The organism is Nodosilinea sp. LEGE 07088 (assembly GCF_015207395.1).
Lineage (GTDB): Bacteria > Cyanobacteriota > Cyanobacteriia > Phormidesmidales > Phormidesmidaceae > Nodosilinea.
In genome coordinates this window covers 1-18,364 of record NZ_JADEWX010000068.1, presented here as the reverse complement: position 1 = coordinate 18,364, position 18,364 = coordinate 1, and the positions used below count along the sequence as shown (strand labels likewise).

General features: G+C 46.5%; 15 protein-coding genes. 13 read left to right on the top strand and 2 right to left on the bottom strand.

Translation table 11 applies throughout. The features are described 5' to 3' along the window. Positions 1-21 precede the first annotated feature (21 nt). The 9 genes from IQ254_RS15870 to atzF all read left to right on the top strand — a co-directional run bounded on the left by IQ254_RS15870 (position 22) and on the right by atzF (position 10,227). The gene (locus tag IQ254_RS15870) at positions 22-837 is read left to right on the top strand and encodes an ABC transporter ATP-binding protein (protein ID WP_193967135.1); all 816 of its coding nucleotides are present in this window, start codon (positions 22-24) and stop codon (positions 835-837) included. A gap of 346 nt (positions 838-1,183) precedes the next feature. Then, positions 1,184-2,215, top strand: a complete 1,032-nt coding sequence (locus IQ254_RS15865) for an NrtA/SsuA/CpmA family ABC transporter substrate-binding protein (protein WP_228040776.1) — start codon at positions 1,184-1,186, stop codon at positions 2,213-2,215. A gap of 215 nt (positions 2,216-2,430) precedes the next feature. Then, positions 2,431-3,003: an ABC transporter permease gene (locus tag IQ254_RS15860; protein WP_228040775.1), complete on the top strand. Its 573-nt coding sequence runs from the start codon at positions 2,431-2,433 to the stop codon at positions 3,001-3,003. A 203-nt stretch (positions 3,004-3,206) separates the two neighbouring features. Further along, positions 3,207-4,079, top strand: coding sequence for an ABC transporter ATP-binding protein (locus IQ254_RS15855; protein WP_193967133.1), 873 nt, complete (start codon positions 3,207-3,209; stop codon positions 4,077-4,079). A gap of 477 nt (positions 4,080-4,556) precedes the next feature. Then, positions 4,557-5,486, top strand: coding sequence for an ABC transporter substrate-binding protein (locus IQ254_RS15850; RefSeq protein WP_228040774.1), 930 nt, complete (start codon positions 4,557-4,559; stop codon positions 5,484-5,486). A gap of 16 nt (positions 5,487-5,502) precedes the next feature. After that, positions 5,503-6,354, top strand: coding sequence for an ABC transporter ATP-binding protein (locus IQ254_RS15845; protein WP_313887470.1), 852 nt, complete (start codon positions 5,503-5,505; stop codon positions 6,352-6,354). 119 nt (positions 6,355-6,473) lie between these two features. Next, a complete protein-coding gene (locus tag IQ254_RS15840; RefSeq protein WP_193967131.1) occupies positions 6,474-7,313 on the top strand; it encodes an ABC transporter permease in 840 nt (279 codons plus the stop codon). Positions 7,314-7,488: 175 nt separating this feature from the next. Then, the gene (locus IQ254_RS15835) at positions 7,489-8,802 is read left to right on the top strand and encodes a M20 family metallopeptidase (RefSeq protein WP_193967130.1); all 1,314 of its coding nucleotides are present in this window, start codon (positions 7,489-7,491) and stop codon (positions 8,800-8,802) included. Positions 8,803-8,814: 12 nt separating this feature from the next. After that, a complete protein-coding gene (gene atzF / locus IQ254_RS15830) occupies positions 8,815-10,227 on the top strand; it encodes an allophanate hydrolase (RefSeq protein ID WP_228040773.1) in 1,413 nt (470 codons plus the stop codon). A gap of 31 nt (positions 10,228-10,258) precedes the next feature. Here the strand turns inward: atzF and IQ254_RS15825 are convergent, their stop codons facing one another. Both IQ254_RS15825 and IQ254_RS15820 read right to left on the bottom strand, forming a co-directional pair. Further along, a complete protein-coding gene (locus IQ254_RS15825; protein WP_193967128.1) occupies positions 10,259-10,531 on the bottom strand; it encodes a hypothetical protein in 273 nt (90 codons plus the stop codon). Positions 10,532-10,818: 287 nt separating this feature from the next. Next, on the bottom strand, positions 10,819-11,781 hold the full coding sequence (locus IQ254_RS15820) for an integron integrase (RefSeq protein WP_193967127.1): 963 nt from the start codon (positions 11,779-11,781) through the stop codon (positions 10,819-10,821). A gap of 449 nt (positions 11,782-12,230) precedes the next feature. Here IQ254_RS15820 and IQ254_RS15815 point away from each other — a divergent pair, with 449 nt between their 5' ends. From IQ254_RS15815 to IQ254_RS15800, 4 genes are all read left to right on the top strand, one after another. After that, positions 12,231-12,893, top strand: a complete 663-nt coding sequence (locus IQ254_RS15815; protein ID WP_193967126.1) for a hypothetical protein — start codon at positions 12,231-12,233, stop codon at positions 12,891-12,893. Positions 12,894-13,288: 395 nt separating this feature from the next. After that, positions 13,289-14,674, top strand: coding sequence for an AAA family ATPase (locus IQ254_RS15810; protein WP_193967125.1), 1,386 nt, complete (start codon positions 13,289-13,291; stop codon positions 14,672-14,674). Further along, complete coding sequence (locus IQ254_RS15805; protein WP_193967124.1) at positions 14,674-15,237, top strand: hypothetical protein; 564 nt, start codon at positions 14,674-14,676, stop codon at positions 15,235-15,237. The genes IQ254_RS15810 and IQ254_RS15805 overlap by 1 nt, the downstream gene beginning before the upstream one ends. 116 nt (positions 15,238-15,353) lie before the next feature. Beyond that, entirely contained in the window at positions 15,354-18,134 is a 2,781-nt protein-coding gene (locus tag IQ254_RS15800) for an IS66 family transposase (RefSeq protein ID WP_193967123.1), read from the top strand. The last annotated feature ends 230 nt before the right edge of the window (positions 18,135-18,364 follow it).

Genomic DNA, 18,364 nt, shown 5'->3' with positions numbered 1-18,364 from the left:
CAAGCTAGGAAAAGCGACGTGATGATGACGCAGTTAGAAGAGCGACAGACCATAAAAGGAGCCGTTCAAGTAGAAGGGCTATCGGTTACCTTTCGCAATCGAAGCCATGAAACCCATGTGCTGGACTCAATTCAGCTGGGGGTTAACCCCGGCGAGTTTGTCTGCTTGCTGGGGCCTTCAGGCTGCGGTAAGTCGACCCTGCTCAATGTGGTGGCTGGCTTTATTAAGCCGACGGCGGGGTATGTGATGGTCGATCAGAGCCCGATTACGCGCCCTGGGGCCGATCGCGGTTTTGTGTTTCAGCAGTACTCGCTGCTGCCCTGGAAGACGGCGTTTCAAAATATTGAGCTGGGGCTAAAAATTCGCGGCATGCCCAGGGCTGAGCGTACTGAACTGGTGAACGACTACCTCAATCGGGTGGGGCTGTATAAGTACCGCAACCGCTATCCGCACCAGCTCTCAGGGGGCATGCAGCAGCGGGCCAGTATTGTACGGGCGCTGGTGAATTCGCCATCGGTACTGCTAATGGATGAGCCCTTTGCCGCCCTCGATGCCCAAACCCGTCACCTGATGCAGGAGCTGCTGCTGGATATCTGGGAAGATTTGAAAACCACGGTAATTTTTGTCACCCACGACATTGAAGAGGCGATTTTTCTGGGCGATCGCATCTGCATTATGGGGGTACAGCCAGGCCATATCAAGGCCGAGCTGCCCATTGATCTGCGCCGCCCTCGCCATTTTGATGACACGCTGTCAACGGAGTTTGTCACGCTACATCGCCAGGTCTTTGAGTGCATCCGCGAAGAAACCATGAAAAGCATGGAGCTTAGTTTTTAGATTAAGACAGAGATGAGGAGAAAACAATCCGATACATCAAATCTATCGATCGATAAATTTTCTGCATCCTTAAGTCATTGCCTAAAGACATAAGTGTATGGCCTGTCACAGTCAAGACCAATAGTTTTGGAACAATAGAGCTATAGCACGGCAGCATTAACGCTTAGATCTTCGCCAGCCTAACCCTGAGTCGAATTGCTTCGACTCAGGTCAGTTTGTTATTGCATCGTTTGAATCTAGTCTAAAAACTCGTTAGGTTACCTGCCTATGTTCTCATGATTCTGAGCTAGGCGTAAGCCTGCCTTTGGTTCGGACTGTTCTCTCAAGCAACTTCTCAGGAGCGATTATGGTCACCAGACGAGAATTCAAGAAACTGATGTTGGCGAGCTGTTTTTTGGGCAGCTTTGCAGTAGCGACGGCTAGCTGTGCAACCTCTGGAAATGAAGCTCAATCAGGATCAGATAGCCCAACCGCAGTTGAGCCCAAAACTGTTCGGCTGGCTCAAAATTTGTCGCCTATATCAGGAGTAGCCATTGTTGCGAAGCAGCAAGGTTTTTTTGATGAGTATGGTCTCAACGTGGAGGTGAGCAACTTTACTTCTGGCAAGCAGTGCCTAGAAACGGTTGTGGGTGGAGGTGCTGATATTGCTACTACCGCAGAGGCCCCCACCACTGCCGCCGCTATGGCAAAGCAGCCCATAGCCTTTTTGGCCAGAATGGAGTATTCAGACTTAAAGACGCTCACCCTTAAATCTTCTGAAATTGGCACTCTTGCTGATCTGAAGGGCAAGAAAATTGGATTTACTGCCGGGACAGGTAGTGAAGTTTATACCATGAGCGTGCTTGCGAAAGCGGGACTCTCGCCCGATGATGTTGAGCTGGTGAATTTGCGCCCCCAGGAGATGATCCCAGCACTTTCCTCTGAGAGTATTGATGCCTACAACACCTGGGAACCCCATGTTAGTAACGGCAAAAAAAGCATGGGAGAAAAAGTCGCACAGATTGACACCAGCGGCATTTATTCTGAGACCTTTAACATCGTCACCATGGTTGACTACCTCAACCAAGAACCAGAAGTTGCCGAAAACTTCTTAAGAGCCCTAATTGATGCTGAACAGTGGATGAAGGCGAATCCGGCTGATGCGATCGCCGTTATCGCTGAGACGGTTGAGATGAAAGAAGAGGATCTAGCTGCCATCTGGGACGACTATGTCTATGAAGTCGTGCTCGATCAGAAGACCTTAGATATCCTCAATACCCATGCCACCTGGAGACTTGAAAGTGGCAACCACCCGCCCAATGCAGAGATGCCTGACTTTACCACCGTCATCTATTCAGAGCCGCTCAAAAACGTAGCTCCTGACCGGGTAAAAATCTAGCGAGATAGCTCAGCTCAAAGGAAGTCGCCATGCTAGAGAAAAGCACGATCTTTGATCGGCTGACATTGTTCCTCTCCATTCCTATATTTTTGGTAATTTGGGAAGCGATTTCAAGGGCTGAAATTGTCAATCCAGTGCTTTTTCCACCTCCTAGTTTGGTGGCTGTAGCTTTATATAAGTGGGCTGTAGATGGGTCTTTGTTCCTGGATTTATGGATGAGCCTCTCCAGAGTCATCGTTGGGTTTGTGTCTGGAGCCTTAGCCGGTGTTGTGATTGGTATTTTGACGGGGCGCTATCGGCTATTTTCCAATCTCTTGACGCCTTTGTTTCAGCTGCTGAGGCCGATTCCACCGATCGCATTCGTGCCCATTGTTATTCTCTGGTTTGGTCTGTCTGAACTCGGTAAATGGTTTTTGGTGTTTTGGGGGGTTTTCTTTACGGTTTGGATTGCCGCCCATCTGGGGGTTCAGAAAGTAGACGAAACCCTGATTCGAGCTGCCCAGTGTCTAGGAACTCCTGACAAAAAGATGCTGCGAGAGGTGCTGTTCCCAGCATCTCTACCCTACATTTTTGTGGGGCTGAGAACGGCTGTGAGTATTTCTTTCTACACACTGGTCGCAGCTGAGCTGGCGGGTACATTCTCTGGCATTGCCTATAGAATTGATATCGCCCAGCAAAATTTGCAGGTTGGGCAGACTATCGGTGGGCTGGTTATTTTAGGGATTGTGTCTGCGGTGGCAGATAGAGGATTTGGGGCTTTATCTAAGCGACTGGTTTGGTGGGGCTAGTACTCGACGGCATAAATAAAGCAACTATTGCTTTGGGCAGAGGAGCAGGGGAGCAGGGGAGCCAAGTAATCTGCAATGGTGGGCATATTTCCGCCATACAGTACTAGTGGTTGCAAAGGACTTAGTTTCACCTCTATTGAGTTAGATTCTATTGAGTTAGATGTATAGACAGTAGCTTTAGCCAAGTTCAAATCTGATCACCCATGAGCGCAATCAATCAAACGGCTACAGACATAGGTCCACAAACTGCCCGTAGCCATCAGGGCAATATTACTATCCAAGATCTCTCTATTGTCTTTGGCAGTGGTCGGTCGAGCTTTGTCGCCATCGAAAATATTTCTCTAGACATTACCTCCGGAGAGTTTATCTGTATTATTGGCCCTTCAGGCTGTGGCAAGTCCACTGTTCTGAATGCGATCGCGGGCTTTACCCACCCCGCCACTGGTCAGGTCTTAGTCGATGGTCAGCCGGTTCAGAAGCCCGGTGGCGATCGCGGCATGGTCTTTCAGCAGCCGTCACTCTTTCCCTGGAAGACGGTTTTAAGCAATGTGGCCCACGGCCCCTTGATGGCCGGTCGTTCTAAGCAAGCTGCCCTAGCGATTGCCAGAGACTTTTTGCAAATTGTCGGGCTGGCTAATTTTGAAAATAACTACCCTATGACGCTGTCTGGCGGTATGCAGCAGCGAGTCGCGATCGCCAGAGCCCTGGCGAATTATCCCAGAGTGCTGCTGATGGATGAACCGTTTGGGGCCCTCGATGCCCAAACGCGCTTCATGATGCAGGAAAACCTGCTGCGCCTCTGGGAGGAATTTAGAATCACGGTCATCTTTGTCACCCACGATATCGATGAGGCGCTGCTTTTAGGCGATCGAGTCATTGTCATGAGTGCTGGGCCAGGGCAGGTAATAGAGGACATCCGCGTCGATTTTGAGCGCCCCCGAGATGCCGACCTGCTGATGGATACCAGATTTCTAATACTAAAGAAGAAATGCTTTTCACTGATCAAAAAGGAGAGTTTATTGGCTTTTGAGCAGCAGAAAAAAAGCAGCATTCAAAAAGCGGGCAAGCACAATTAGCATAGCCAGATAAACAGAATTTATCGACTCATAAATTCTGTTTATCTGACGAATATCTTCTCAGCTAGCTTTGTTTTATTGGCTACAAATAGCCCCTGGTTTCTTGCAATAATAAAGGCATTAACAGTCAAATTGTAGCGCCGTTGCTTTTCCTCTATATCCTTTGGTAATAGTGTCTCAGCTGACTGGGAATGACTTCCGTTAGGTCGCTAACTATTGCAAAGGGAAGTGATCCGTTCTTGACCAATTTCGCGCACGTCTTAAGTTTAAGGATGTTGGCGCTACGATTTTTTGTCCATCACTTTAGGGCTCTTGTTTCTGATGATACAAAACAATAATAAGCTGCCAAGAAGGAAATTCTTAGGGTATGCAGGTCTCGCTACCACTGGTTTTTTGGTGGCAGCAGGTTGTGCTCAAACGACAAGTGATGCCCCAGTCGAAGGGGCAGAAGAGGCTCAAGCAGAATCCAGTGGCACCATGCCTAAGGTCAGAGTGGGCTTCCAGACGGGGGATATCAACAATATCACCATGGTCGCCTTCAACGAAGGCTACTTTGAAAAGGCTGGTCTGGATGTTGAGCTGAGCCCCTACTCCTCCGGCGGAGCCATGGTTCCAGCATTGGCGGCTGGAGAAGTCGATATTACCTGGTTCTTTCCGTTTCCCTCATTGACAGCCTACGCCAATGGAGTAGGTCTGGAGGTGATTCTGCTAGACCATGCCCCGATGACAGCAGAGCGTTTGATTGCGAAAGGCGTTAGTAGCGCAGGCGATCTAAAGGGCAAGAAAATCGGGGTCACCATTGGCACGTCTGGTCACCACTCGTTACTAGCAGCCCTAGACAAAGCGGGTATTGCTCAAGACGAGGTAGACCTGGTCAACCTCAAACCGGCAGAGATGGCCGCGGCCTTTTCTGCCAACCAAATTGATGCCGCCTGGACGTGGGAACCAGCCGCTGGAGAGCTCAACAAGCTCGGTGGCGAAGATTTAGAAACCTCTGAATCAGTCGGGGCCTATGCTGTTGCATTGTGGGCCGCGCGCAAAGAGTTTGCCGAAGCCAACCCAGAGGTGATGATGAAATTTATGGAAGCCTGGGATATGGCCCAAAAGGCCTATCTGGAGGATCCAAGCGCAGGCCAAAAATGGGAAGCAGAACGCCTCAATCTATCCGCAGAAGAGTTTGGCGATATGGTGGGTCGCCAGGGCTCAACTGTGATCTTGCTTGAAGATCAGCTGTCCGATGAATGGCTGGGAGAACCGGGCAAGCCTCAGTCGACTGATCTATATCAAGCCTATGAGAAATATGCTGCGTTCTTGGTTGAGCAGGGCCGAATTGATAAGGCACCCGATGATCTCGCTCCCTTAATTAACTCTTCCTATATTGCCGAGTATCTGAGCAGCAAAGGTTGACAAGTTAGCACCTGGAGTGAGTGATGAACTGGGACTGATGAAAAATCCACCTTTGCAGCAATCTATAGACCAACAGTCGAGTCAGGCAGTTGTTTTAGATGATCCGAATTTATCTGAAGTAGTTGTTACCCTAGACAATGTCTCCTTTGGCTATAGCTACAAAAAGCTCATTTTGAAGGATCTCAACCTGACCATACGCCAAGGAGAAATCCTGACGTTGCTGGGGCCTTCAGGCTGTGGTAAGTCAACTCTCTTAAACCTCATTGCTGGGTTTTATAAGCCATTGTCTGGCCTGATTACCCACGGGGATGAGGTGATTAAAGCTCCCGCTAACAAACGTGGAGTTGTTTTTCAAGGTAATGCGTTGTTCGACTGGATGACGGTTGAACAAAATATAGGCTTTGGCTTCCGGTTTCAAAAGCTTCCTAAGACAGAAAGCCGATTTAGGGTCAGGCAAATCATTGATCTGGTTGGTTTAGCTGGCAGCGAAAAGAAATATCCCTATCAGCTCTCGGGGGGAATGCGTCAAAGAGTTGCCGTGGCCCGATCTATGGTGGTGCATCCTGAGGTTTTGTTGATGGATGAACCCTTTGCTGCTGTCGATGTGCAAACCCGTGAAGGTTTGCAGGAAGAGCTTTTGAAGCTTCATGATCAGGTCTCTGGTGCCATCTTATTTGTCACCCACAGTATTGAGGAGGCAGTCTTTTTGAGCGATCGCATTATTGTTCTAGACAGAGACTGTAGGGGAATCTTTGAGGAAATCAAAGTGCATTTGCCTTCACCACGATGGTCTGCCATGAATCGTATCTCCGAGGAGTTTAATCAGTACAGAACCCAGCTCTATCTGAAACTCAAGGAATTGGGGTAGTCAGGGAGGTGAGGTTAAATCGCTTGTCTATTTCAGGCCATCACATCGGCAAGATAAAGCTATCTTCCTGTGATTTCTATGAATAGACTGTTACTTTCAACGAAGGTAGTTGATCGATTATGTTGCTCAAAACAGCTTGGCGCAGTGCTCGCCCCAAAGGTCGGGTTCAGGACTTACAGTCCCAGGCTTTACGGGAGAAATTAACGATCCTGGGCGTTTCAATTCTCATCCCGCTGGCGATTTTGGTGGCTTGGGAGCTAACAACTCGCCTTGGCTGGGTTGACCCTTTATTTCTGCCTAGTCTGTCAGAGATTGTCGCTGAGTTTTGGGCCATGGTAACTAAGGGATATGCTGGGACTTCGTTGCTCTCCCATATCTTTATCAGCCTGCAGCGAGTTTATATCGCTTTTTTCGTGGGTACCGTTATTGGCCTACTGCTGGGGTTGCTGATGGGGTACTACAAATACATCAGGGCGGCCTTCTACTTAGTGACCGAAGTGCTGAGGCCGATTCCTCCCCTTGCCTTCATTACCCTATTCATTCTTTGGTTTGGCATTGGCGAAGTCTCCAAAGTCATGATTATTCTCTATGCCGGTGCCCTGATCGTCATGCTGAATACGATGGCGGGGGTGCAGGCTTGCCCTAAAGAAAAAATTCTGGCGGCCTATACTCTGGGGGCCAATGATTTAGCCGTGTTTCTCTACGTCATTTTGCCTGCGGCCCTGCCCAGCATTTTTACGGGTATGCGGGTGGCCTTATCGGTTGATTTTGGCATTCTGGTCGCGGCAGAGCTTTTGGCGGGCGATCAAGGTCTGGGCTATTTGATTCACGATGCCAGTACTTTCTTTAATGTCGAAGCTTTGTTCGTCGGGATTTTCTTGATCGGTTTCTTTGGCCTGCTGTCAGATGTGGTGCTGAGAGTGCTATCTAACCGAGTGGTGCACTGGCAGGGGCATTAGGGTAAAACCTGATGAATTCCAGACTATTCCCTGTTGGGGAGCAGGGGGGAAAAGCAGATGTATCACGTTTGAATTGAAGTACTAGGTAGGTCAACGTTAGCCGTTACAACATACCTGACTTCTACAGAACCAGTTTGTATTCAACTTAAATTTAATTGTTTGAGGATTTTAGTCAATGGTTCAGTCAATCGATAAGCCCGTTAGCAGCGCCACTTTGGAAGATCTCATCCTGAGCAAGATTACTAAAGAGAAGTGTATTTCTCTAATTCAGGAGCTGGTGCCGATTGGTCAGCCGATCTGCGGCAATTCCATCGATCCAGAGTACCCGATGCCCCAGGAGGAAGATATTTCCCACCATGTGGGTAATTATCTAAAAGACGTTGGTCTAGATGTGGAGTGGGTCTCTAAAATCGAAGGCCGCCCCAACGTGGTGGCCCGCTGGAATGATGGCCTTGACGGGCCTGCTTTAATTTTCAACGACCACCTGGACACCTATCCTTCTGGTGACCCAAAAGAGTGGGACAAATCTGCCCATAATCCGTTCAATGCCACCCTAGATGGCTCTTTGCTCTACGGTCGGGGCACCTCGGATACTCGGGGCAATATGGCCTGCCACCTGCTAGCTGTGGCGGCACTGCGGGAGGCAGGGGTCAAGCTCAAAGGCGAGCTAATTTGCGCCTACACCGTCGATGAGGAACGCCATGGCAATGCTGGTGCACTGCATTTGCTCAATGACTATGGCCTGACGGCGGACTACGAAATTACCGCTGAACCAACCGCCTGGACCGATGCCGAGGGTGAATGGGGGATTGGCATCGCCCTAGCGCACTCCGGGCTGTGTTTGGTGGATATAGAAACAAAAGGGGTGAGATCGCATATTTGGCGACCCGACGAGGGGGTCAACCCCATTCTCCACATGTCTCGTTTGCTGGAGGCGCTGAGACAAATGGAATTTACCCATCAGGCCCCTGAGATCTACGGGCCAACCCAACCCAGCATTTGCCCGGTCAAAATTGAGGCGGGCCAGGTGGGAGAGGGGCAGTTCACGCCGCCATCCTGTAAAGCTCGGGTCTGGGTGATTGGACTGGTGCCCGGAATGACCTATGACTCTATTCTTCAGGATCTCAATGCCAAGATTGCCGAGATTAAGGCCGATGACCCCACCCTCGATGTCACTATTACGCCGGTAGAGGGGGAAACCTTTGTGCCCGCATCGGTTGAGGTCAGCAAAGATGCTGCCCATGTGCAGGCGATATCCAGGGCTTATCGCAAAGTTTTGGGCAAAGAGCCGGTGCTGTACCGCAAGAATGCCTACTGTGACACGCTGCGCTTTTCCCACAGCGGCATTCCTTCCATCACCTTTGGCCCAGGGGAAGATGGCTGGCCCCCAGTGAATGAGTACATCGACATTGAAAAAGTGGTGGCCGCGACTAAAATCTATGCGCTATTTCTACTGGACTTTTTCAAAGTAGAGCGCGAGGACGTTTAGGCTGACATGGTCATGCAAGCAGTAGAGCCTTGCTCGTTATCGATTGAGTCGTTGAGATTGGCCTACCACTCCGGCCAACTCACCCTGATGGTCGTCGTCGATGGAATTTTTCGGCAGATTTCCCGGCGGCAGGGCGATGGCATCTGGACATTCGTGCTCCCTGAGGCTGAGGTCTTGGCGCGGGCGGCCTGGTTAGAGCAGCGCACGGCGACAGAACGAGATGCTCTGCCGCTGTGGGGTATTCCTTTCAGCGTGAAGGACTGCATTGATATTGCTGGTCTGCCAACCTCGGCAGGTTGCCCTGACTTTGCCTATGGGGCGCAGCACACTAACCTAGTGATTCAGAAACTGCTGGATGCGGGGGCAATTCTAATTGGCAAGACCAATTTAGACCAGTTTGCCACGGGGCTGGTCGGGGTGCGGACGGGGTATGACATTCCCCACAATGCCTATGTGGCCGATTTTATCGCCGGAGGGTCGAGCTCTGGATCGGCGGTATCGGTGGCGGCTGGGCTGGTGTCGTTTTCGATCGGCACGGATACGGGCGGGTCGGGGCGGGTGCCAGCGGGGTTGAACAATATTGTGGGGCTGAAGCCAACCCGGGGCTTGTTGAGCACTCAGCATATGGTGGATGCCTGTCGCACCCTCGACTGCGTTTCCATTTTTGCCCTCACCCCCGAGGATGCCTGGGCAGTATTTCAGGTGGCGAAAGGGTTTGACCCTGGCGATCCCTTTGCTCGGCCTGAGGTCACGCGATCGCACCGCCTAGAAACCTATGAGGCCGGGCAGCCTTTTCGGTTTGGCATCCCCCAGAAAGAGCACCTGGAATTTTTCGGCAATGGTGATGTGGAGCGGGCGTTTGCCGAGGCTGTGGCTCTGCTGGAGTCCCTGGGTGGCACTGGTCAGGAGATTAGCTATGCCCCGTTTCTCGCCGCCAATGACTTGTTGTTTAAAGGCCCCTGGGTAGCAGAACGGTACGCCTCGGTCGGAAAGTTTATCGAAGCCAATCCCGAGTCGGTGCTGCCGACGACGCGAGAGATTATTCTCAGAGCCAAACAGATCTCCGCAGCAGAGGTGTTTGAGGGACTTTATGCGCTGGCCGAAATTAAGCGGCAGGTGGAACCCCTCTGGGATGACATCGACGTGTTGCTGGTGCCCACGACTGGAACGGCCTACCGGATCGCTGAAGTGAAAGCTGAGCCGATGGCGTTGAATACAAACCTGGGCTACTACACCAACTTTGTCAATTTGCTGGATCTGGCGGCGATCGCCCTTCCCAACGGCTTTCAATCCAGTGGCGTGCCCACGGGAGTGACGCTCGTTGGCCAGTCGTTTACCGAGGCGTCTTTGGTGAAGCTGGGGGCGATGTTTCACCAGCACCGGGTTGAAATGCTAGGGGCAGCCCCTCTACCGGTAGCGCTTTAGGGCAACGCCGCCAGCCCTATCCTGAGTCTGATCACTCCAGCCGCAGGGTCTTGGTGAGTATCACCATCCACTGGTTGGGAAGGTCGGTCGCTGTGGCACTGATCGGCGGCACGGGCATGGGCTCTGAGCAGTCGTTGGGGTCGGCGTAGCCGAGGGCGTGGAGAATTTTGATGGTACGGTCTATGGCGGCAAGGCTGCCGTAGAGCATGTGGCGCACCCGCTCGGGACGGGGCTGAGGTTGCGCAGAGGGAGACGGCGGAAAATTAGACCCACCGCTAGCGTCGGGTTCGAGGTATTCAAACATCGGTTCTGTGTTCCTTTTTTGGGTTCGAGGAAAACAGAACGCGAAAACCCTAGCTAACCGCAGCTGAGGTGCAAACTGGGAGAGCTAGGGTACGATCGACCATAGCCCGGCAATCTGCTGAGAAGATTTGCGGGGTTAGCTGTTCGTAGGTGTTGCAAGCGCCTACGGACAGCGCCAAAGTTTTCGAGTTCTGCATGGTCACCGTTCTGTTGAACGACTTAAGGTAAGAGATTACTGGTACAAAAGCTCCCCGTCAACCGTACAAAAGATAGTTGTTAAGGGCAGGATTAGCTATCCAGCGGGCTTCTCACCCCCCGCCCCCCACGATTGAGAACATGGGTATAAATCATCGTGGTTTTGACATCCTTATGGCCTAGTAGTTCTTGCACTGTGCGAATGTCGTAGCCGTCTTCGAGCAAGTGCGTGGCAAAACTGTGGCGAAAGGTATGACAGCCCACCCGTTTTGCAAGTTGAGCAACTTGCACAGCCTGTTTTAGGGAACGCTGCACCCCACTCTCATGGAGATGATGACGGCGAATAACACCACTGCGCGGGTCGCGCGATCGCCCTGGCGAAGGAAACACAAACTGCCAAATCCAGGCCCGATCGGCATGGGGGTATTTACGCTCTAGAGCAAAGGGTAAGTAGACCGAACCATAGCCTTGGTCTAAATCTAACTGGTGCAGGCGCTTGACTTTACGAAGGTGCTCTTGCAATGGCTCAATCAAACTATCGGGCAGCATGGTCACCCGACTTTCGTTACCTTTGGTGTCGCGTGCCACAATCTGCCGCTGGGCAAAATCAATATCTTTGACTCGTAAACTCAAGCCTTCATTCAAGCGCAATCCACTGCCATACAGCACTCTGATTACCAGTCCATGCACACCTGACAGATGCTGCAAAACAGAGCGCACCTCGCCTTTGGTCAGCACTGTGGGCAAATAATTTGACCGTTTTGCCCGTACCGCATCCAATGCTGCCAATTCTTGGTTGAGCACATTGCGATACAGAAACAACAGGGCACTAAAAGCCTGATTCTGAGTTGAGGCCGATACATGCCCTTCAACCGCCAGATGGGTCAGAAATGCTTTGACCTCAGCCCCGCCCATGTCTTTTGGATGCTGCTTGTTATGAAAGAGAATGTACCTGCGAATCCAGCCGACATAGGTTTGTTCGGTTCGGTAGGAGTAATGCTTTAGGCGAATTGCGTCGCGAACTTGATCAAGGAGTTTTCTCGGTCGAGATTCCATAGGGAGGAGAAAGATGCAATTAGGACTAATGTACTAAATATTACACCTTGGTTCTCCGTACTTAAGATGAAGATTTACTGAAGCTATCGGCATAACACCCTCCAGGAGGGCTACTATGCGGGGCAAGATCTGAATAACACCCCGATAAGGGGTGTTATCAAGACATTGATCGGCATAACATCCCTTTTGGGGGTAGATAGCCTGATCACGATCTTCATAACACCCTAAATCGGGGCATTATGCCGACATTTTTCAGCCTAACACCCCTTCAGGAGGTGATATTCAACTCAGGATCTGGCTAATCACCTCATCCGGGGGTATTAGGCTGAATCAAGAACTACCAGTCAGGCTAAACAGTAGTTATGCCGACTCAACTTGTTTATGGTGGCGTGCATTTGAGAATTATCTGTTTGAGTTCAAAGTTCTGAGGATCTTAGCAGGCTGAAGATATGGCAGTAACTTTTGAAAAGCTTTGGGTGATCGCGAATAGGGAAGCACGGCGGATCGGAGAACCGCCTAATGATGTCTTTCTACCAGTTGGGTTACGACTTGAGTTACCAGTGAAACCTTGGGAATACTATTGCACCCCAACAAATGTCAGAACATTTGCAAGTACTGGCTGTGATGGCGTTCATTATAGTTTTCTAGAATTAAGCTCTTCATCGGAATTGCCTGTTGTAATGACGGTGCCAGCTAATTATGAGAATCCGAATCCAAACGTAATTATCAGTGAGAATCTGTATGAGTTTCTCTGCTTAGGATCCAAGGCAAGCTACATAGGACTGGAAGAGCTTTCCTATGAGAATGGAGAACTTTCTCTCTTGAAATCAGTAGACTACGCTGAATTTTTATCCAATGAGCAGATTGAACTTTTGAATATATTAAGCGATGAGTTCTTGCTTCATCCTTGGTCAGTACTTGAGGAGAGGATAAGCTGTCTTCAGTCAAAATATCTTGATTTATTGCAATTGCGCGACCAAGAAAAGTATTTTGATGAAATGTCTGCCCTAAGAAGAGAAGGTTATTTTCAAGAGGTCGGTTCTAACGAGACTGTCTTGATAGGACTATACCAAAGTGAGTCAGAGTCTTATGATGATTGTCCGCCGACATAACAATCCCGTTGCACACCGACCGCATCAAGCTTCTGTAGTAGATTCGATAGGTTGTTAGCGGCGGGTGAACGGGGTCGTTAGCCCGCAAACCTCGCCTAGCGACGCGGCGTTTGATTCTAGAGTGCCTAGGTGTAGCTCACCTCGCGGGTACTTTTGCATACACAGGTGGAGCAGGCGAAGATGGGGGTTCTGTGTCTACCTTGCTTAAGACTGATTGACACCCTTAGACTCGTGATTAATGCCTGTTGCACCTACCGTTGGTGCTTCCCCTATTCTTGTAGATACCCAGGCTACAAGGCTACTGCTAAGGCATGATGGTCTTAGTGAAAACAAGTTTCAGGATAAAAGATAGTTGAGCAATAATTAGGATGGAAAATCGCTAGAGGAATCCAGCAGTGAAAATAAAGATAAAAAACCTTGGTGCAATTAGGCAAGCTGAATTTACTCTAGGCGACTTGACGATCATCTGCGGATCTAACAATACTGGTAAAACCTATGCTACCTATGCACTATTTGGTTTTCTGCTTACTTGGCGTCGAATGTTTTCCATTGAAATTAACGATGAAAAGATAGATCAACTTCTGTCAGATGGCGTAATTCGTATTGAAATAAAAGAATATGTTAGTCAAATCGAGGAAATTATTTCTAAAGGCTGTCAAGTTTATACAAAAGAATTGCCAAGAATTTTTGCAGCGCAAGCAGATCGTTTTAAGGAAACAGAGTTTTCTATAAGCTTGAATACACAAGCCATTAATTTAGATAGCCAGTTTGATCGAAAAATTGGTTCTAGTGAAGCAGCATTATTTTCTACGACTAAAAGCAAAGACAGCACAGAGTTAGTTGTCACCCTGCTAGTTGAAAAAGAAAAGGCAAAAATTCCTACTGAAATCCTCAAGCGTATTGTTTCTGATAATTTAAAGGACATTATTTTTGGTAAGGTTTTTCCTCGTCCTTTTATTGCGAGTGCTGAAAGAACGGGAGCTGCAATTTTTCGTAAAGAGCTTAATTTCGCACGAAACCGTTTGATTGAAGAGATGGGTCAAGCTGATAAAAACATTGATCCGATGGAACTTTTATTTAAAGACTATGAAGATTATGCTCTTCCCATAAAAACAAATGTCGAATTCACTCGAACACTTGAAACAATTGCCAAAAAGAATAGTTTTGTAGCTGAAAATCATCCTAATGTTTTGAAAGACTTCGCAGATATTATTGGTGGCGAATACACTGTAACCCGTAATGATGAGCTTTACTATGTACCAAGAGGTAGACGAGTTAGGCTCTCCATGGATGAAAGTTCTAGTGCTGTGCGATCTCTTCTAGATATTGGCTTTTACTTAAGGCATGAAGCTGAGCATGGTGATTTGCTTATGGTAGATGAACCCGAATTGAATTTACACCCCGAAAACCAGCGCCGTGTTGCACGCCTTTTTGCTCGTCTAATTAATTTGGGAATTAAGGTTTTTATGACGACTCATAGCGATTACATTATAAAAGAATTGAATACGTTAATAATGCTTAACCAAGAAAAGCCTTATATAAAACGTATTGCCGAAGAAGAGGGTTACGTCACAGAAGAATTACTATCTTCTGACAAGGTCAACGTTTATATTGCGGAAGAAGCCTCAATAATTTTGGATGGTAAAACAAGGAGAACAAAATGCCAAACATTAACGCTAGCTAGTGTCGATCCAGAACTTGGGATTGAGGCTCGTAGTTTTGATACAACTATTGAAACTATGAACCGAATTCAAGAGGCGATTGTTTGGGGTCAGGAATAATGTCTGATATCGCTATTTTCAAAGAAATGATAAAGCGGACTGCTACAGTTTCTCTAGAAAGTTATCACAACAAACATAAAGTTACACTCGAAGAACCTGCACCTGCCAACTATTCTGTAACGATTTACGGAATGCCCGATGATGATCAAGTTGTTGTTATCAAGGCCGATGCCTTTAAAGCCCCAAAAGACATATTTGCTGATTCTAAACGTGAGTGCAAACGTGCGGATTTTGTTATCGTAACTGAAATCAATGGGAAACAAGTCATTATTTGTATCGAAATGAAGGGGGGTCGTGGTGGAGCGGAGATAGAAATTATTCAACAACTCAAAGGGGCAAAGTGTTTTGTTGCCTATTGCCGAGAAATCGGGCAATCCTTTTGGAATCATCAAAATTTTCTTAAAGATAGTGTCTACCGTTTTGTTAGTATTAGAAATATTAGTATTTCCAAGCGCCCAACACGTCCCCCTGGTCGCACAGAGATACATAATCATCCAGAGCGAATGTTAAAGATTACTTCCCCTAGAGGGCTTCAGTTTAAACGTTTGGTTGGAGATTTATGAGGGCTAACAACCCCAATGCACCCGACTGATGAAAGGATGTCTGCTAGCGTTCGCGGTTTACTTACAGCGGGTGATTGGGAACGTTATGTCGCCCCAGCAGGAAAAATTGAGATATTATGCAACAAATATTTGCCATGAGCGAAATCCCAATTATCACATCTGAAATATTTGTTGCATATTCACAATGTCCCCGAAAAGCTTTTCTGCTTTTATTTTCTGAGGATAGAGGGCAGCCTCATGAATACCCACTGATTTTAGGAAAACGTCGTCAAGACAGTCGAGAGCAATATTTGGAAGAGTTTTTGAAATCTCATCCTAAAGCTAAGGGTTATGAGACAAAAACTTTCAAAAAGCATGAGTATCTGATTGACGCCACACTTAGATCGGATCAATTGGAAGCTTACTGTGCTGTTTTGACTCAAGTAGATACTAACACGCCAAATTCTCGAATCAGCTACGAGCCTACAATTGTCGTAAGCACCTACAGTATCACTCCTGAACAGAAAACAGAGCTATTATTCATTGGATTAGTGTTAGGGCGCATTCAAAAAGAGCCACCTACTACGGGAAAGATTGTAGGCATGGATGGGAAGAGCCATCGAGTTCGATTAGAAAATGGCTATAAAGATATTAAAAAATCACTAAAAATAATTGAAAGTTGGTGCAAAAAATCGATATCTGAGCCTCCCGCTCTGATTTTGAACAAAAACTGTCAGTCTTGTCAGTTTCAGCAGCTTTGTCAACAGCAAGCTGAGAAAGAAGGCAATCTAAGTTTACTTGATCGAATGACTGCTAAAGCAATCCAAAAATATAATAAGCGTGGCATTTTCACAATTCAACAACTGTCTTATCTGTTCAAACCGCGTCGCAAGCGAAAAAAGAAGAAAGAAGCAGAGCCTGTAAAGCACAGTCTAGAGTTACAAGCTTTAGCGATTCGAGAACAAAAAATCTATATTCAGGGAATGCCTGATTTGATTCGGCATCCAGTAGAATTATTTTTAGACATTGAAGGGATTCCTGATCAGCGTTTTCACTATCTGATAGGATTATTGGTTTGTGAGGGAGAAAAATCTGTCCAGCATTCCTTCTGGGCAGATATTCCAGAAGAGGAAGAGGCAATTTGGCAAAAGCTTTTGGCTAAGCTCAATGAATATTCAGGAGCGCCAATCTACCATTATGGTAACTATGAATTAAAGGCCATAAATGAACTAACTAAAAAGTATGCAATAAATGCTGAAAAAATTGAGAAGCGCTTAATAAATGTCAATTCGTATATTTATGGAAAAATTTACTTTCCTGTATTTTCAAACCGACTAAAAGAAATTGGTTCTCTACTAGGAATTACTTGGCCGCCCCCAATTTTTTCTGGACTCCAAAGTTTAGCTTGGCGGTGTAAGTGGGAAGAAAACAGAAACAGCAAATACAAAAATAATTTATTAGTTTACAACGAAAAAGACTGTAACGCTCTCAAATTATTAGTTAATAAACTTACTGAAGTTGCTAACCAGGAGCACTTAAATTCGAATATTGCCTTTGCTGACCAGAAACGGCTATTATCTACAGAAATTGGCAAAGATATTCATTTTCATCTAGAGCTTATTCTGAAATCTTCCCACGCTGATTATGATAGGAAAAAGATTTCTCTTAGAAATGAGAATAATTCTAAGAAAACAATTCAAAAAGAAGAGAAAAAGAAGGGAAGGGGTTTTGTTAGAAAAGCACCTTCTAAAGTTAATAAAATAATTGAAGTACCGACTGTGAAGGCTTGTAAAAAATGTAGTCAAGAACTATATCAAGATTTTCAAAAGCCTATTCATGTAACTATTATTGACTTGATTTTTACAAAATCAGGATGCAAAAAAGTAATTTATCTGCATAAAAGCTTCAAAAGCTATTGTGAATCATGTAAGTTATATTTTGTGCCAGATATTTTCTCCAAAGGTTCAGGAAGCTATATATTTGGTCATGGATTTAGGTCCTGGGCTGTATATCAAAGGATCTCTCTTCGTTTATCTTACCGACTAATAGTTCAAAATAGTATAGAGATGTTTGGCGAGCCGATTGGGCGAAATTCAATAAGTAACTTTCTAAATTACTTTGCAGTTAAATATAGTGATTCTGAAAAGATACTTCTTGATAAAATTTTAACAGCTCCCTTCATCCATGCTGATGAAACACCTATCAATATTCAAGGAGTAAACCAGTATGTTTGGACTTTTACAAATGGTGATCATGTAGTCTTTAAATTGACGAAGACGAGAGAAGCAGATATTGTCCACAAAACTCTACGTAAGTATAGTGGTGTATTAGTTTCAGATTTTTATGCTGGTTATGATTCTGTGTCTTGCAAACAACAAAAATGTTGGGTACATTTATTGCGAGACATTAATGATGATCTTTGGAAAAGTCCATTCGATTCTGAATATGAAGCTTTTGTATTAGAACTCAAAGAGCTAATTTTACCAATTTTTGAGGCCATCGATAAATATGGATTGAAGAAAAGAAATTTAGGAAAATATAGAAAAAAAGTAGATCAGTTTTATAAAAATCACATTACCAGCAAAAATTATCAATCTGAATTGTCAATCAAGTACCAGAAGCGATTTGAACGTTACCAAAAGAGTTTGTTTACATTTCTTGAATATGACTCCATACCATGGCATAACAATACAGCGGAAAGGGCTCTTCGTCATATTGCTATTCAAAGGAAGATATCAGGCTCATTTTTTGAAACTGGTGCTAATTCATATCTGACTCTACTTGGAATAATGCAAACTTGTAAGTTCCAAGAGAAATCATTTTTAAAGTTTTTAGTCTCAGGTGAGAAAGATGTTGATGCTTTTAAGTCACCTAAGATAAAGAAAAGAACCCAAAAAATTGCCAAAAGTCATACTTAAATCAATGAGTAAGACTATAAATAGGTAACGCTATACTTCTAAGGCTATTTTAAATTTCTTGAAATAATGATAAGACTCTGGATTTAAGTTACGATCATTATGCGGTAGTGCATTAGTGTACGGGGCAGAGGAAAATCAGACTATGCCATCGAGATGACAAGGGAGTCGAACCCATGACGATTGAGATGATTTGTCCGACCTGTGGGTCTCATGATATTTCCAAGAACGGC

What these genes read in the sequence shown, in the direction of transcription:
- IQ254_RS15825 (WP_193967128.1), bottom strand. Translation starts at nt 10,531, where the DNA reads ATGTTTGAATACCTCGAACCCGACGCTAGCGGTGGGTCTAATTTTCCG.
- IQ254_RS15870 (WP_193967135.1), top strand. Translation starts at nt 22, where the DNA reads ATGATGACGCAGTTAGAAGAGCGACAGACCATAAAAGGAGCCGTTCAA.
- IQ254_RS15800 (WP_193967123.1), top strand. Translation starts at nt 15,354, where the DNA reads ATGCAACAAATATTTGCCATGAGCGAAATCCCAATTATCACATCTGAA.
- atzF (WP_228040773.1), top strand. Translation starts at nt 8,815, where the DNA reads ATGCAAGCAGTAGAGCCTTGCTCGTTATCGATTGAGTCGTTGAGATTG.
- IQ254_RS15860 (WP_228040775.1), top strand. Translation starts at nt 2,431, where the DNA reads ATGAGCCTCTCCAGAGTCATCGTTGGGTTTGTGTCTGGAGCCTTAGCC.
- IQ254_RS15835 (WP_193967130.1), top strand. Translation starts at nt 7,489, where the DNA reads ATGGTTCAGTCAATCGATAAGCCCGTTAGCAGCGCCACTTTGGAAGAT.
- IQ254_RS15850 (WP_228040774.1), top strand. Translation starts at nt 4,557, where the DNA reads ATGCCTAAGGTCAGAGTGGGCTTCCAGACGGGGGATATCAACAATATC.
- IQ254_RS15840 (WP_193967131.1), top strand. Translation starts at nt 6,474, where the DNA reads ATGTTGCTCAAAACAGCTTGGCGCAGTGCTCGCCCCAAAGGTCGGGTT.
- IQ254_RS15805 (WP_193967124.1), top strand. Translation starts at nt 14,674, where the DNA reads ATGTCTGATATCGCTATTTTCAAAGAAATGATAAAGCGGACTGCTACA.
- IQ254_RS15820 (WP_193967127.1), bottom strand. Translation starts at nt 11,781, where the DNA reads ATGGAATCTCGACCGAGAAAACTCCTTGATCAAGTTCGCGACGCAATT.
- IQ254_RS15815 (WP_193967126.1), top strand. Translation starts at nt 12,231, where the DNA reads ATGGCAGTAACTTTTGAAAAGCTTTGGGTGATCGCGAATAGGGAAGCA.
- IQ254_RS15855 (WP_193967133.1), top strand. Translation starts at nt 3,207, where the DNA reads ATGAGCGCAATCAATCAAACGGCTACAGACATAGGTCCACAAACTGCC.
- IQ254_RS15865 (WP_228040776.1), top strand. Translation starts at nt 1,184, where the DNA reads ATGGTCACCAGACGAGAATTCAAGAAACTGATGTTGGCGAGCTGTTTT.